Source organism: Pseudoalteromonas arctica A 37-1-2 (genome assembly GCF_000238395.3).
Lineage (GTDB): Bacteria > Pseudomonadota > Gammaproteobacteria > Enterobacterales > Alteromonadaceae > Pseudoalteromonas > Pseudoalteromonas arctica.
Window position 1 is genome coordinate 3,605,705 of record NZ_CP011025.1, and the last position, 16,227, is coordinate 3,621,931.

Sequence of the window (16,227 nt, forward strand, 5' to 3'; positions counted from 1 at the left end):
CGGGAAATGGACATGCTAAAACTAAAAAAAACCATCGCTATCAGTGCTATAGCATTAATGGGCGCAACATCTTTAACGTCAACAGCCGTACATGCTGAAGTAACTGCTAATGCAGCGGCAACATCAAACTACTTATGGCGTGGTCAAGAGCAAACTGGGGGCGATGCAGCTATTTCAGGCGGTATTGATTACGCCAATGAATCGGGCTTTTATGCAGGTACTTGGGCTTCAAATGCATCGTGGGCAGATGAAATGACCTATGAACTTGACTTATATGCAGGCTTTGGTGGCGACATTAACGAAAGTGTTAGCTACGATGTTGGTTATATTTATTACGCTTACCCAGACGCAGCCTCTGAAGCAGACGCAGATTTCTCTGAAATTTACGGTAGTCTCAGCATTGAAAGCTTTACGTTTGGTGCTTCAATTCTAGCAACAACAGATGCTAGCGGTGATGATACTGACTTTGGTGATTCATTATATCTTAACGCCGATTACGCCTTTCCGATTGGTAGTAACGGCACTGAAATGGCACTGCATATAGGTCATTATTCAGGTGACTTTATTGGCGATAGTAATATTCTTGATTACGGCGTATCAATTTCAAAAGATGGTTTTACTTTTGGATTATCTGATACAGATATCGATGATATTAAAGTATATGTAGGCTACGCTGTAGACTTTACTTTATAAAAAATGTGTTACTTGCTGCAACACGAAGGGCCTTTTGGCCCTTTTCTTGTTTTATAGCTATTTAGCTTTAAATGGTACCTTATTACATTGTACTTCGACTGTTTTAGGGTACCAAGCTGGGCCGATTTGATTCACAACCACCTCAGCTAAACCATTAGCAAACGATTTATACGTATGAACGCTTTGCCATTCACCTTGTGGGCAATGTGTTGTTAAATCTAACGGCTCTGATCCCTCGTACAACGCAAGTGCAAAATTATGATGCCACTGTGAGCTTTTTAGCGTTTTATTGCTTACTTTGCTCTGTATACCGTTATCAAAGTAAATATTTGTACACCCCGTTAAAATAATCAGTGTGCAACCGGCTGCAAATAGCTTGATGCTCATAATGTCTCCCCTAGTATTTGCTCTTGGCACCACACTTTAATGGTATGGGGCGAGTATATTCCAAGCGTAATTAAACTCAGCGCTCCATCACTAAACGTTTGTTGTGACTGCATTTGAATAACCGGTGTATTTGCACATATTTGTTTTACGTCTACCCGCTGCTCACCCACTAATCCCCATAAATAAAATGGGCGGCTATCTTCGAAATTAGCTTGGCTCGTTATTTTTGCTGTTGCCTGTGGCTGAATGGTTACCGCAGAACAAGCACTGAGGCTTAATGCTATCGCCCCTATAATTAATGGTTTCATACTCTTCCTTATAAACTAAATACCAGTAAGGTAACTTTATAAGAGAACATAAAATATTAGCGTAAAAAGCTGTGGGGAATATGTAGAAACGCTATGAAGTTTTATACAGTTTATTACACATAAAGGCCGCATAAATGCGGCCCTTAAAGTAGTCAACTTAAGTGGTTAGTAAATAAATAGACGTTAGAATTTAGCTAAATTATTTTTACTGTCTTTGTCGACCAGCTTAATGTAAGGATCTACCCCCGCAAATAATGGTTTTTCTTTTACTTTAAGCTCAATAGTATTGGTACCAGATACTATTTGATGCTTTTTCGAGTAAATAACAAAGTCTTCAGCTAGTAAGTTTTCAGGGTCGTCGCTAAACAATGCAATATCAACTAGCTCATCGAGCGGCTGTTCAGTTTCTTCACCTTGGCCATCCGCACGCTGTTTAACGGCTTCTACGCTAAGTGTTACAGTATAAAAACCTTCGCTATCAACATCATCGGTAACCGACACTTCTTTCATTTCAAGCTCATAAAGCGTTATATATTTAAACTGATCATCAATAAAGCTTTGTTCAGCTTGCGTTGCGTCTTGTTTTAAATAGCTAAGTAAATCAAGCGTAGTTGGGTATGGCGTTGACTGGTACTGAAATTCATTTAAAAATGCTTTGAGTGCATTGTTTAAACGTTTTTCACCTAAACGATCATAAATCGCCATCATCGCAACTGATCCTTTATTGTAATGAAGATATTGTTGCGACTGTGTTTTATATAGTGGCATTTCTTCAAAGGCTTCCCCTGTACGCCCTATTAAGTACCTATCAAGCTCATATTTTAAAAACTTACGTAGCTTCTCTGCGCCAAAGCGTTTTCTTAGCACCATTAGCGCACTGTATTGTGAAAGCGTTTCTGACATAACGGCACTGCCCTCTACATTAGCCGCCGATACTTGATGCCCCCACCACTGGTGCGCTACTTCATGTGCGGTAACATAGTAAGGGTAGTCAACTTTACTCTCATCTCTTAAGTCTGTAATAAACCCCATGCTTTCTGAGTAAGGGACTGTATTGGCAAAACTTTGTGCAAACGAGCGATACTTAGGAAATTCAATTATACGTAGCTGTTTATGCTGATACGGCCCAAATGCTTGTGTAAAGTAATCTATCGAGTCTTGTACTGACTCAATCATACGGTCAATATTCCATGCATGATTTTTGTGGTAATACACCTCAATATTTACCCCATTATGCTCAACCTTTTTACTTTCAAGCTCTGCCGAAAGCACCGCATAAAAGTTTAAAATAGGCGCATCCATTTCATAAACAAAAGTGCGGCGCCCGTCTTTTACACTTTCACTTTGTAAATACCCTGGGGTAATAGCAAATTGCGACTCGTCGGTTGTTACCGTTGCCTTAAAGTTAATAAACCCATTAGCTGCACCAAAATTACTTTGTGTATAGTACTGACTGTCTTCTAGCTTATGGGCACGTTCAAGTTCTGGTAAATCATGCTTACGGCGTTCAAATTTATCAGCTACCTGTAAACCACGGCTATAACCAAAGCTAGGGAGGAGTTCCAAGTTATTAATAAAAGTGCCATTGGCAACTAATTGTGTATCAGAACCTTGATCAGTAAAGCCTTTGTGATCGCGAGTAACCGACAGTTGCCCTTCTCTTATTTCGTTTGGCATAAGCGGTTGATCAAACTCAAACCATGCTGAATAAAGCGCTGGTAATTTTTCAACTATCTTACCGCCTGCCATGGCTACATCCCAACTTTTAGCGTGTTGAGGTGAGCTTATTAACACTCGCGTAATTGGCTCGTTAGAGGTATTAGTAAATTTAATTTTTGCCACAGCACTTAAAGCACGCTTTTTTGGATAAATATCAACAGTTAAGTCAACATCGGTCACCATAGGTAGTGCTAAATCTTTGTATTGTGCAAACTGCTGCTCATAACTTATTTGCTTGTCTTGAAACTCATCGCTCGTAGTAAACTCGTTCAAAACTCTTGTGTTGTTATAAATATTGTAGCCTGCACCAACAAACACTAATGCACTAATAACCGCAATCGCTTGCCCTTTTAACGACATATTATAACGAAGCATAGACAGGCGTGTGCGCAGCGTTTGTGAAGGACCACGATGCCACAACGCAAACCCAACAATCGCTAAAACAAGGCTTAACGCGCCCCAATATAATGTGTACCAATGCGCGCCTTGTAAAAAGTGCCCATAACCATTTATATCAGAATACGGTACACTACTGCTTTGAGAAAAATGATACATATGGTGCTCAAACCCATAAGAACCCATCACTTTTTGCGCTATGTAATACAAAATAAACAAACCCATTCCTACATATTTATTCGGGCTAATAATCTGCAAAAAGAAGGCAAGTACCGTCAGCATAATCAACGGTAAAATCGATAAATAAACAATCCTAAATAAATACTGTCCTAGCTCTAAATTAAATTGACCTTTAAATAACTGAACTGTAATTGTGAGTATCATTCCCACTAGAAACAACCCAGAAATAGCGGCGATTAAAGCCAGTATTTTTGACACCCAAAAAACACTATTATGCACCGGAAAGCTGTCAACAATATCGCCCATGCCACTTTGTCGCTCTCGCCATACAAGCTCAGCACTATAAAAAGCGATAATAACAAACAAAAATAAACCGGAAATACCACTAATAATATTGACCATATTCTGAGTTAAAGGCCAGTTAGTAGTGCCATAAGCACCAATAGGCGCAAACAAAGGAATCATAAGCGTTACAATGCTTACACCCGCTAAAATCATAAATGGCGCGCTAAATATAACTTGTTTAAGTTCGAATATACTGCGCATTATTAGCTGAGATTTAGTACTAACCCCCGCTGATTTATAATTTTTAGCACTATTGATAAGTGCAGCTTGTTTATTTTGTACAAAAGCAGAGACTTTAAATTGCTTCTTCTGTTTTTTAGTTACTATGCGATTGCTTAGCTTTCCAAGGCCAAAAAACATTGCAACACTGATTGCCACCCACAATATACGGTTAACTAAAAGGTCACCTGTGAGCGTTAGCACTTCTGTGTTTTTATCATTTACAGTCCAATAACGTGTTAAATCAATTAACGAACCAGAGCCAAATGGGTCGGCGTAAACAACAATATTTCTAAATGCTAAATCATCAAAGTAAACGCCGGCAATTTGATAGGCTATAAAAATCACAACAGCTGCTACATACACCGACATCATGGTTTTAAAATAGACCGCTACACTATTAAAAATAGCCGAAAGCACCAGTAAACTTGGCACTGCTAAATAAAGATAAGGCGCAGCGTAGTACATTAGCTTATTAGGACCAATCAATTCGCCATCGAGCCAGCCAACTAATAAACCAAATTGCGACCCTAAAAACACACCCAATGGCACGCTTAAAAATACAATAAGTACAACTAAGTAAGAACCAAAAAAACGCCCTGCTTGATAAGGCACAGGATTAACAGGCTTACTAAAAACCAGCTCATCCATTTTGCTTTCACTGTTGCGAATAGCAGAGCTGGCAACAAAGTTAACCACTAAAAACATAGCGAGTGTACAAAATGTAACGGTTAAAAGCATAATAGAGAAAGGCGAGTTCATATGAACATTCGCCCCACCTAACGGGAACTTACTACTAGAGCTTATAAAAAACGCCATAAAAAAGAAGATTAATGAGGTCACATAAAACGAAGGCTGACGCGCGAAATAACGCAGCTCAAACGCGAGCATATTAAAAAACATAACGCCTCCTTATGCTACTTGGCTGTTACGATGATTAAGCAGAGTAGAAAAATACACATCTTCTAAATTTGCATTACTTGCTTCAAACCCTTGTGGGGCTTGCTCTGCTATTACATGTAAAATTGTTTTCCCTGCAAATAGGCGCTTAGAAATAACCGGTAATTGTGGCTCAAGTTCTTGCGCTTCTTCTTGGCTCATGGCTTTGCGCCAAATTTGGCCTTGGAGCTTATCGGTAAGCGCTATTGGGTTACCTTCTAGTAAAATCTTACCGCCAGCCAACACCGCCATGTTTGGGCAAAGCTCTGCTACATCTTCAACGATGTGGGTCGATAATATAACTACTTTTTGCTCACCTAAGCTTACTAATAAGTTATGAAAACGATTACGCTCCTCAGGATCTAGCCCCGCTGTTGGCTCATCAACTATTAGTAAATCAGGGTCACCCAGTAATGCCTGTGCAATACCAAAACGCTGGCGCATACCGCCCGAAAAGCCACTGACCGCTTTTGAGCGATGTTGATATAAATTAGTGTGCGCAAGTAATCCTTCAACCGACTCTTTACGCTCTGCTTTATTATGAATACCCTTTAAAACAGCCATATGGTCCAGTAAGTCGTAAGCACTAACACGCGGGTACACACCAAAATCTTGTGGTAAGTAACCTAAGCGTTGGCGCAGTGCCTGTGGGTCTTTAAATACATCAATGCCATCAAAAGTAATTGAACCTGAATCAGCCGACTGCAGCGTTGCAATGGTACGCATAAGCGATGATTTACCTGCGCCATTTGGCCCAAGCAATCCAAACATCCCTTTACCGATAGATAAATCAACATCTTGTAGTGCATGTACGCCGTTATCGTAGGTTTTAGATAACCCAGTTATTGATAGCATTTTTACTTCCTTGAATATGAGTAATTATTTTTATAATGTTTTATATCACAAGAAAAACAGGAACATAAGTTACTTGTTAGTCAAATTTGTAACAACAAATAAACATAATTTAAACTCATAACACTTGCCTGCACTGTATTCACTCGGTATAAAAACCACATATACTTTTTATAAGAAGCGAAAAGCCATGCAAGATCACCAAAGCCAACCATTAAACGACTTTATAGAATATCCACATGAAGAAATGCTAAATCGTGCTAACGAGTTTTTACAAACCAGCCAACGCCGCCATAGCATTCGCAGCTTTAGCGATCGCCCAGTACCAAAAAATATTATTGAGACATGTATAAAGGCAGCAGGTACAGCACCTAGTGGAGCGAATCATCAGCCTTGGCATTTTGTGGCTATAAACAGCAGTGATGTAAAAAAACAAATAAGAGAAGCCGCCGAAAAATTAGAGCGATCTTTTTACGAAGGACGAGCAGGTGAAGAATGGTTAGATGCGCTAAAACCGTTAGGGACCGACGCCAATAAACCTTATTTAGAGCATGCACCTTGGCTTATAGCTGTATTTAGTCAAAAAAAGGGCGGCGTAAGCACCGATGATAAAAATACCAATTACTATGTGCACGAATCGGTTGGGTTAGCTACCGGCTTTTTAATTCAAGCTTTGCACCGCAGTGGTTTGGCAACCCTTACTCATACTCCAAAGCCAATGAGCTTTTTAACCGACATATGTGGTCGCGATAGAGATAATGAACGCCCATACATGCTACTTATTGCAGGCTACCCAAGTGATGATGCAACAATACCTACTCATGCACTGGATAAAAAATCACTCGATGAAATAGCTACGTTTATTTAGTATTTTCTTGTCGGCAAAACCACTCATATAGTAAAGCAATGATCGACTCAACTTTTGGGTCGGTCAACGAGTAATAAATAGTGTGCCCTTCTCTGCGAGTAGCAACCATATCTGCCTTGCGTAAACTTGCTAAATGCTGAGATAACGCTGACTGTGCTAAAGGTACATTTTTATTTAGCTCACCTACACTTTGCTCACCTTGTAATAAACTACATAAAATCATTAAGCGATTTTTGTTAGCCATTAATTTTAAAAACTGTTCGGCTTGCTCTGCGTTGACAGCTAGTTGTTCAATATTCATTTTTATTGTTTCTCTTTTTGATACCTTTTTAAGTATAGACTTTTACATTAGTAGGTTCTAATATAATTAACATTAGACCTTACTAATATTAAGGCAATCACAAAATTAACGATGCCGTTTTATTAATCGGCGGAAGTGCTGTGGCAGTATCCGCGCTATTAAGTTACTTTGTATAAAGTAACTTTCAGTTTTTAACGTTATTTATAGGTATTAACTTAATTCAACCTACTTATACCAAGTGGTGCACATTAATACCTTTTTTAGAACAAGAGGATTTACAAACTAATGCTTACATCAATCCCTGACTTACTAAAAATTATCACACCTAACCAACGCCGTATTGACGCAGCGCAAGCGAAACTCGAACTTGAACAAAATAAAGGTTTACTTATTGATGTACGAGAACCTGCAGAGCACGCTACAAAAGCAGCTACTGGCGCTATAAATATTCCGCGTGGATTACTCGAGATGAAGCTGATGGAAATAGAAAAAGACGCAGCTCGCCCTATTTACGTGCACTGCGCAAGTGGTGCACGCGCAACGTTGGGAGCAGAAGCATTAACGCGTGTGGGTTATGAAAACGTGACTGTTATTACCTGTGACGCAAACCAAATATGTAGCGTATTTTAAGTATCTACTAAGTACTTATAATTATGCGCCTAACAAAGGTAGGTGTTTAACGCTGTGATAAGTCAGTGCTAATTTAATACACGCTTTAAGTGGGTGTTCTGGTAATGGCTTTTCACTATTTAACACTATTGCTCTATTTCCTTCAAAGGTAAGATTATGAGAGTACAACTCTCTAAATGTGCTTACTAGCTTTGATTGGCAATGAAAAAACAAATAACACGATGAGCCCTTAAAGCCTACGCGGATGGGGCTACCATTTATTGTGTTATAACTTGGCTCTCCCCACTTTAAAGACTCTTCAACAGCTCCTAAGTTCTGCTCTTGTGCTACGGTATAAATTAACTCTCGTAATTGTATAAGCGTACTTTTAGCTGCCTCAGGATGATTATTAAATATATTTTTTATTTCCGTATTCATATAAACATCCTTATAAGCGCTCTACCTATACTTAAAGGTAAATTACTTTTGTTGTTTTTCATCAAGTAAAACAAGTAGCATCTGCTCAATATTTTTAACGCTATAAGTAAGTGCTCTCAGTAGCTCTTTCTCACTTTGCTCTGTTGCCTGCTGCGACGCTTTACCTTGGTTTGCCAATACATCTTTTTGCTCAAGTATCGCCTCTCTAAACTCACTCGCATTAACTACACCAAGCAAAGACACTAAAGCACCATTTCCTGACTGCCCTGCTGTTTCAAAGCTTAAACGATATAATCCAAAGATTCGCATGAGCGGCCCTTGGCTTAACCCTACATCTGTTATTTTTTCAAGCGGAATAGATTTTTCTTCTTTAAATAATATGCCACGTTTAACTACCAATTTTTGTGGTAATAAGTCAGCTGACATAGCTGCGAGTATTCGTCCGCCCACCAGCCATACAATAAGTAAAATAATAGGTATAAGCGGTATAGTAACAAGAGCCAACATTGCAAATAGCGAGGCAGTAACCATCCAGTATTGTTTTACTTTAGGATCAAAATTAGCACTTTTTAAGGTTAAGTTACTCATTAGCTTTCTTTTGTATGGTTGGGGATTTATAAAAGTACGCCAATCTAATATTGAATGCAATTTAGTCCAAACATTTATAATTAGCATTCAAATATACTTTCACACACTTATGTACATACAAAAAAGCCGAGCATACAGGGCTATGCTCGGCTTAGGTTTGGGAAAATAAACTGCTACTGCTTATTAATAAGTATGCTTACATTTTCTCTATCTGGGCCTATTACATTAAACGTGTAAGTACCTTGTTCGGTAATATTTAGTGCTATATTGGCACCTACGGCTTCAAGTGGTGTTAGTTCATCAATTGCCACTACCGGCGTATCGCCTGCTCCACCGTAATCAACGGTACTCCAATCTTCAGATGCTACTTTAAATTCGTAGTCACCCGCTTCTAACTCTATTGATGTAGAGTAAATTGCATCACCCTCGTACATCAGCGGGTTATCAGTACTCCAGTCATTTAAGCTGCCACGAATAAACACTGTCGTTTGTGCAAACATTTCAGCGTTGAGCACTTTTAGCGATACGTTATTTAAGTCACTGGCGTCAAATATAAACTGGTATTCACCTTCTTCTGCAATGTCGATGGTCATATTCGCGCCCGCAACCGACAACTGCTCAGCGGTGCCAACCATTACACTGGCATCCCCCTCAGCCGAGCCATAATCAACCGTGCTCCAATCTTCTGACGCTATTTTAAATTCATAGCTTGCAGCACTCAGTGTTTTAGTAAAGGTGTAAATACCTTTGTTTTTATAACTTAACTCATCGGTTACTCCCCAGTCATTAAGCGTACCGCGCACATAAATAGCAGTGCCTATAAATGGCTCTTCGTTGTATAAAGTAAGCGTTGGATTTTCAGGGTTTGAAGCATCAAGTGAAAATACATAGGTTGCATCAATAGCAGCGCTGAATGTCATGTTTGCACCTGAGCGTGTTAATGCCTCGCTTTGGTTTTCAACTACATCTTTATCAGCGTCAGTAAGCGCGCCAAAATCAACTGTAGACCAATCTTCTGAGGCAATTTTAAATTCGTAATCGCCAGCGCTCAGCGCAATTGCTATACGGTATTCACCTTCGCTAATATATTCAAATGCATCGCGTGTGCCCCAGTCGTTTAAACTACCGCGCACAAACACAGCGGTGCTGCCATAAGGTACTACATCAGGCGCGCCTACGGTTGCATTCGCACTTAAACCTGCACCTTGGCTCTCACCTTGGCTTTTAGTAAAAACAGCTAATGTGTAAGGCGGTACAGTAAATGTGCCTTCGTTATCGCCTGCGGCAAAATTGGCGCTAGCCATACTTGCATCAACACTGTTTTTTAATAAATCGTGTAATTCAAAATCCGCTGCGGTGGCAATAGTATGGCTAAGGGTTTGCTCGGTTGCGTTAATCACGACAACAAGCGCGTCAAATGCAGGGTCTAAGTCTGTTAGCCCTTCGCCATCATCAATGCTCATTACAATTAAGCCATGTTGCTGCGCTTTACCTACGTTATGAAAACCCACCCGCTCAATAACATCTTGCTCTGTGGTTAATCTAAAGAGTGGGCTGCTACTACGTATTTGTAAAAACTCGTTAAATACATCATGTGCAAAGGTAATATCTTGTGGCTGTGCAGCCGCTTGGGTATTAGCAGAAATAGGCATAATTTCTTGCCATTTCACTTCGTTGTCTTGCGCGGGTGGCAAGCCAATATTCCAGTTATTGGTATCTTGGGTAAAATCAACAAAGTTAAACCAGTCGCCCGAGTCGTAGCTGTTACGATCCATCGATTTTGAACGCAGCAAGTCGGCGCCCATTTGCATAAATGGAATACCTTGGCTCATAAGAGGGAGTGCTAACGCCATATTATGAGCACGAACGCGCTGCTCAATACTCATGTTAGCGCTGTGTTTATATTGCAGCTGATCCCAGAGTGTTTCGTTATCGTGTTTAGATACGTAATGAATGCTATCGGCAGGGTCTAGTGCATACGCCGTTGGCTGAGTATTCCAAGTAAAGCTATTACCCTTTGCTGAGTTACCTTTAAAGTCTTTTAAAATGTAGTTTTGTAAATTACCCGCAAGCGACAAACGTAAAGTATCTTGCTCTGCTAAATTACCATCCGTTGAGCTATTACTAAATAATGCGCCGCCGCGAACGGCTTCACGAATACGGTCGTTAAAGGTACCTACTTCGCTACCGGCCATATCGGCTTGTTTGGCTTGCACAAATAAGCGGTTATTTGCCACCTCACCAAAGTCCCAACCTTCGCCATAAAAGTAGTTATCTTCATCAACAGCTTGCACTGCATCACGTGCTGCAAGAATTGACGATTTTGGCATGTGCCCCATTACATCAAATCTAAAGCTGTCATAGCCAAATTCACGCGCCAAAATAACTAATGAATCACTAACAAACTTATCCATCATTACATGCTCTGTGGCTGTATTTTCACAACACGTTGAGCGCTCTATTTCACCACTGACTTCGTTATAACGGTGATAGTAACCCGGCACTAGTTTATCAAATACCGACTTATCCCAAATACCCGACGATGTTGTATGGTTATAAACCACATCAAGCACTACGCGCAGACCAATAGATTGCAGTGATTGCACCATAGCGCGGGTTTCTTTAACGCGGGCAATTCCCTCTGGGCTTGAGGCGTACGAGCCTTCAGGCGCAATAAAGTAATGCGGATCGTAACCCCAGTTAAAGCTATCTAAGCTGCGCATAGCATTAGCAAGTGCTTGTGCGTCATCTGAGCCTGGTAAATAACCGCCCATTAAATCAATAATGGTGCTGTTTTTATCTTGGGTTTTACAAGCATCGGCTTCATCGTTGATTTGCTCACATAAATCTCCTAGCGTATCGCTAATATCTACACGCTTACTTACGTCTTCATCTATGGTTCCAATATCAGTAATAGGTAATAAATGAAAATGCGTTAAGCCATTTTGAGCCAAAGTTTGTAAGTGCTGCATAGGAGCACTATTTAGCTCAGTAAACGCAAGGTACTTACCGCGGTTAGCCTCTGTTACGCTGTTATCGCGTGCACTAAAGTCACGTACATGGCCCTCGTAAATAATCGCATCTTCTGGATTTTCTACCGTAGGAATAAGGCGTGTATCCCACCCTTCGGGTTTAGTGTCTTCATCGGCTAAATTAATCAACTGGCTGTATAAACCATTGGTAGATACATTTAGTGAGTAAGGGTCAGTGCTCCAAAGCGACTCTATTTGCTGAGTCAGTGGGTGGTAAACATCAAAATTAAAGCGGTAGTAGTGGCGGTCGTATTGCATATCTAAACTTGCTTGCCAAATACCTGTCTGTGTATTTAATGTCATTGGCGTAGAGTGCACTTGTGTTTTTGCATCATCAAACACGTTTAGCATCATGTTATTAGCGGTGGGTGCCCAAACAGTTACATCAATCGCGTTATTGTCATAATTTACACCCAGCACAGCTTCATTAGCATCGTCTTCGCCTTGCGTATAAAGGGCATCGAGTGCTTTAGCGGTTTGAACATAGCTTGCTTCTAGAAGCTTACCTTCACTATCGTAACCTGCAATAACAAGCTGCGATTTAATAAGCGTTTTAGCCGTGCTTGTATCCCAACTTCCTTCGTATGCGTTCCAGGTGGTTAAATGCGGTACTTTTGCAGCCTGCTCATCAGTTATATTGCTTGATTGCAGCGTAACAGTATCGCCGTTTAAACCAGTATCAATATCCACTTCAAGCTCAGCCGTAGCTGATGAATGTAACTTAATTAGGCTTGTAAGCTCGTTACTTGGTTTATACAAAATAGTATTTAAATCAATCCAATGCGCTGAAGCACCTGTTATAGCAACTGCGCGTTCGCCTAAACTTAATATAGGGTATTCAAACACCGAAGGCTCGCCATGAATGGTAAAGTTCATACGCTGAAAGGTTTCATCGTCTTGCATCAGCGGCATGGTTAAATCCACATCACCAAACGCCTTACCTGACCCTTCTGTACCAATATGAATAATAAAATTGGCACATTCGTTATAACCCTCTTTAAGGTTAATTATCCAGTACGCACCGTAGTTTGGATCAATACCATCGTATTCATGGCCGTTAGCCCAATCACTGGTATCAAATGGTGGTGCATAAGCAGCACACACATCGTTATTCCACGAATGTAATCGGTAGCCTTCGTAATTGTCATCGGCTAAGCGGTTATAAAATAAAACCGCCTCTCCCTCCCCTGCAAATACAACAGGGTCTGGCAGGGTTGGGTCGGCGCCAACCACGCAACTTTCGTTATTTTCATCAGGTACTGTAGGTGCCGGGCACGATATAGGTTCGGGATCGACACATTGTGACCCCGCTTCATTAGGGACTTGTGGCACATTACAGGTAAGTAATGGTTCACCAGGTTCAACATCACCTGTTCCACCACACGCTGCTAATAGCATTAACGCTAACGTTATTAGCAAATATTTAGACATAGTTATAATTTTCATTTTTAAACGCTCCGTTTGCTAATTAATGACTGTATGTAAAACCAAGGTAGAACTGACGACCAAAGTACTGAGTCGTCCCTGTTCGTTGCTCTGAGCCAAAGTAACTTTGGGTTGGTTCATCGGTTAAGTTATTAACTTGCAAAAGCATTGTTAGCGAGTCGCTAAAGCGATAAGAGGTTTGAAAGTCGACTACGGTTTCAGCATCAAAATTAACCACTTGCTCGTTAATGGCAACCTGCTCTGAAACAAATTCATCGCGGTAGCGGACATTAAGACGGGTTTCAAAATCATCCATTGAGTAAAAAACCGTGGCATTAAACACGTTATTAGATAGCCCAGGTAAAGATTGCGCTAATGTGTCGCCCCCTAAGCTGGTAATCGATTCAATTTCACTTTCGGTGTATGAGTAACTTGCGTTAGCGCCTAAACCATTAAATGGCTCAGGTAAAAAGGTAAACACTTGCGTATAAGCAAGCTCTAGCCCTCTAATATAGCCACCTTCACCATTATTAACTGCCGTGGTGTAAATACCGTTAGTTGTCGCAACTTGCTCGCCACTAACTGGGTCTTCTATAAAATCAGGTACGTTAAAGCCATTACCTTTAAAGTCGAAGTTTTCGATTGATAAGGTTTCAACAAACGAGTCTATATTTTTATAAAATAACGCTGCTGCGATAGTGCCGTTGCCTTCTTCAAAATAATATTCGTAAGATAAGTCGTATTGGTCGGCATAAAAGGGTTTTAAAAATGGGTTATTAGTACTTGAGCCATTAATAACACCATCGTCACTTACGTTTGCACTGGCATCGCCCGCTAAGCGGTTAATTGGCGCACGCGACATTACTTTAGCCGCTGCAAAGCGCACAAGTGAATTATCGTTAAGTTGCAGGTTTAAATTTAATGATGGTAAGTAGTCGGTGTATTTAGTGCCTAATACATTAGGTGCGTATAAATCATTTACAATGCCGTTCTCATCAACAATATTTTGCGCACCTAAGCGCGCATCGCCTGCGACGTTCTCTAGTACCGTTGCTGATTGGTCGGTTTCAACGCGGCGCACACCCACATTACCCGATAGGTCGAGCCCCCCTATTTGCGTGTTAATGTTTACCATAACGTACGCAGCTAGCACATCTTCAAACACCGAGCCGCTTTGTAGCACTGTCCACGAATAGTTAGTTGTGTATCCTTGCGCGTCGTCTACGCCATCGGCATTACCCCACATTTGTACAGGCTCGGGCGTGCCATCTGGAAACCACGTATTGAGCGCTTTGTCTAAATCAATGGCTAAATACGATGGGAAATAACTAAACTCGCCCTGCCAGTCAACCACAGAGGCCATATCGTCGGTTAAACGCAAAGGCGGTTGCGTTGCTGAAAACGCCCCGTCGTTACCATACTCAAATACCGAGCGTTTACGGCTGTACTCTCTATCTGAGTAGCGCGCACCAAACTCTACGGACCTAAATATGTCGCTTTCTAGCTCGTATTTAAAATCGAGCTTAAATGCCGTTACTTCATCTTCTGTTTGATCTGGGTAAATACCATACTTGCTGACCATTACACGGTCTATATCGCTAAAGGCGGCCGCCTGATTAAACCCAACGTCAGGTAAATTTAAGCCATTTAATTGATAGTTAATTGCTACGTTGTTATCAAATACTGGCGTTTCTGCATTGGCATCTTCTGCTACTAAGCTCCACAGTAAGCCATTTCTAAAATTACTTTTTGCGCGAGAAAGCGACACATCGGCATTTACGCTTAATCTATCGGTTACCTGCCAATCGGCATTAACGCCAAAACTATCTACTTCGTCAAAGTCTTGGTTGTCGTCGTTAACTATTTCAACGCGGGTATAGCTTTGCGAAGTGCGGTTAACCGCTGCGCCTATTACGGCATTACCATCGAGCTGAGCGTTAGCATATGCAGCTGTTGGCCCGCCTAATTTAACCCTCAGACCACGGGCAAATGACTCTTTATCAAAGCGCGATAAAAACGCATCACCTTTTAATTTAAAGTTATCTACCGGCGCCCACTCTATGGCTGCTAAGTAACCATTACGGGTTTCTTCGCCGCCTAAATGCTGTAGCTCAAAGCCTTCGCTAATGTATTCGTTCTCAGGGTTAGCTATAGGGCCATTGGTGTCGTTAGCTGCGCCATCAACGTCTTTTGTGTCGTTGTATGCAAGGCCAATAAATTGTGTTGCCACACTTGGCTGAAACAAACGCGCATAACCAAGCGCTACGCCTAATGTGTCGTCTAGGTATTTGCCTTGATACGAAAAACTAATTCGGTCGCCAAATTCAGTGGCATCCGATACCTCTGAGGCGCGGTCGTTATACATACCGCGCACATTAGCTACAAATTTATGTGTTTGGTCGTTATTGAGTGGGCTGGCGGTTTCAAGCTCTACCGTACCGGCCACGCCGCCTTCAATAAGCGATGCCTTTGGCGATTTGTATACCGCCGCAGAGCTAATTAATTCTGACGGATATTGGTCAAACTCAATACTGCGGCTGCCACTTGTAGATACTTGCTCGCGGCCATTAAGTGTTGAAAATACAAACCCGCCCGAAAGCCCACGTATATTAATTTGTGCCGCTTGTCCGCCCGTTCTTACTGCTGAAATGCCTGGTAATCGTGTAAGCGCATCGGCCATTGAAATATCAGGCAATGCCCCTAAATCATCGGCAGAAATTTGTTCTGACACCGTATCGCTAAAACGCTTTTGATTTAAAGATTGAATTAAACTACGACTAAAGCCTCGCACTTCAATAATTTCTAAATCTTCAGCTTGTGTGCTGGGTGATTGATTTGTTGAGTCTTCGTTTGCAGCCAATGCACTATTTGCGGCAAATAAAGCCAGCATAAGTGCACTTAGTTTAAACTTGTCCATGTGTGTGAGCC

The 16,227-nt window shown here is 41.1% G+C and carries 12 protein-coding genes; 3 read left to right on the forward strand and 9 right to left on the reverse strand.

All coding sequences use genetic code 11. The features are described from left to right. The first annotated feature begins 12 nt into the window (after positions 1-12). On the forward strand, positions 13-693 hold the full coding sequence (locus PARC_RS16440; protein WP_010554920.1) for a TorF family putative porin: 681 nt from the start codon (positions 13-15) through the stop codon (positions 691-693). Between the two features lie 57 nt (positions 694-750). Here the strand turns inward: PARC_RS16440 and PARC_RS16445 are convergent, their stop codons facing one another. The 4 genes from PARC_RS16445 to PARC_RS16460 form a co-directional block, all read right to left on the reverse strand. Further along, a complete protein-coding gene (locus PARC_RS16445; RefSeq protein ID WP_010554921.1) occupies positions 751-1,080 on the reverse strand; it encodes a Bor/Iss family lipoprotein in 330 nt (109 codons plus the stop codon). Further along, the gene (locus tag PARC_RS16450; RefSeq protein WP_010554922.1) at positions 1,077-1,388 is read right to left on the reverse strand and encodes a Bor family protein; all 312 of its coding nucleotides are present in this window, start codon (positions 1,386-1,388) and stop codon (positions 1,077-1,079) included. Before PARC_RS16450 ends, PARC_RS16445 begins: the two co-directional genes overlap by 4 nt. A 183-nt stretch (positions 1,389-1,571) precedes the next feature. Next, on the reverse strand, positions 1,572-5,150 hold the full coding sequence (locus PARC_RS16455) for an ABC transporter permease/M1 family aminopeptidase (protein WP_010554923.1): 3,579 nt from the start codon (positions 5,148-5,150) through the stop codon (positions 1,572-1,574). A 9-nt stretch (positions 5,151-5,159) separates the two neighbouring features. Beyond that, entirely contained in the window at positions 5,160-6,041 is an 882-nt protein-coding gene (locus tag PARC_RS16460) for an ABC transporter ATP-binding protein (protein WP_010554924.1), read from the reverse strand. A 187-nt stretch (positions 6,042-6,228) separates the two neighbouring features. On the opposite strand from PARC_RS16460, the gene PARC_RS16465 reads away from it, so the two are divergent. Then, complete coding sequence (locus PARC_RS16465; protein WP_010554925.1) at positions 6,229-6,906, forward strand: nitroreductase family protein; 678 nt, start codon at positions 6,229-6,231, stop codon at positions 6,904-6,906. On the opposite strand, the gene PARC_RS16470 is transcribed toward PARC_RS16465, so the two are convergent. Next, the gene (locus PARC_RS16470; RefSeq protein WP_010554926.1) at positions 6,899-7,207 is read right to left on the reverse strand and encodes an ArsR/SmtB family transcription factor; all 309 of its coding nucleotides are present in this window, start codon (positions 7,205-7,207) and stop codon (positions 6,899-6,901) included. The two genes, PARC_RS16465 and PARC_RS16470, sit on opposite strands and share 8 nt — an antisense overlap. A 285-nt stretch (positions 7,208-7,492) precedes the next feature. On the opposite strand from PARC_RS16470, the gene PARC_RS16480 reads away from it, so the two are divergent. Then, complete coding sequence (locus PARC_RS16480) at positions 7,493-7,837, forward strand: rhodanese-like domain-containing protein (RefSeq protein ID WP_002959525.1); 345 nt, start codon at positions 7,493-7,495, stop codon at positions 7,835-7,837. 21 nt (positions 7,838-7,858) lie between these two features. On the opposite strand, the gene PARC_RS16485 is transcribed toward PARC_RS16480, so the two are convergent. The 4 genes from PARC_RS16485 to PARC_RS16500 all read right to left on the reverse strand — a co-directional run bounded on the left by PARC_RS16485 (position 7,859) and on the right by PARC_RS16500 (position 16,216). Next, positions 7,859-8,254: a DUF1801 domain-containing protein gene (locus PARC_RS16485; protein WP_010554927.1), complete on the reverse strand. Its 396-nt coding sequence runs from the start codon at positions 8,252-8,254 to the stop codon at positions 7,859-7,861. Between the two features lie 42 nt (positions 8,255-8,296). Then, positions 8,297-8,842 carry a PH domain-containing protein gene (locus PARC_RS16490; protein WP_010554928.1) on the reverse strand — a complete coding sequence of 182 codons (546 nt, stop codon included), beginning with the start codon at positions 8,840-8,842 and terminating at the stop codon, positions 8,297-8,299. A 173-nt stretch (positions 8,843-9,015) separates the two neighbouring features. Next, the gene (locus PARC_RS16495) at positions 9,016-13,320 is read right to left on the reverse strand and encodes an alpha-1,6-glucosidase domain-containing protein (RefSeq protein WP_010554929.1); all 4,305 of its coding nucleotides are present in this window, start codon (positions 13,318-13,320) and stop codon (positions 9,016-9,018) included. Positions 13,321-13,342: 22 nt separating this feature from the next. Next, positions 13,343-16,216, reverse strand: coding sequence for a TonB-dependent receptor (locus tag PARC_RS16500; RefSeq protein ID WP_010554930.1), 2,874 nt, complete (start codon positions 16,214-16,216; stop codon positions 13,343-13,345). Positions 16,217-16,227 lie beyond the last annotated feature (11 nt).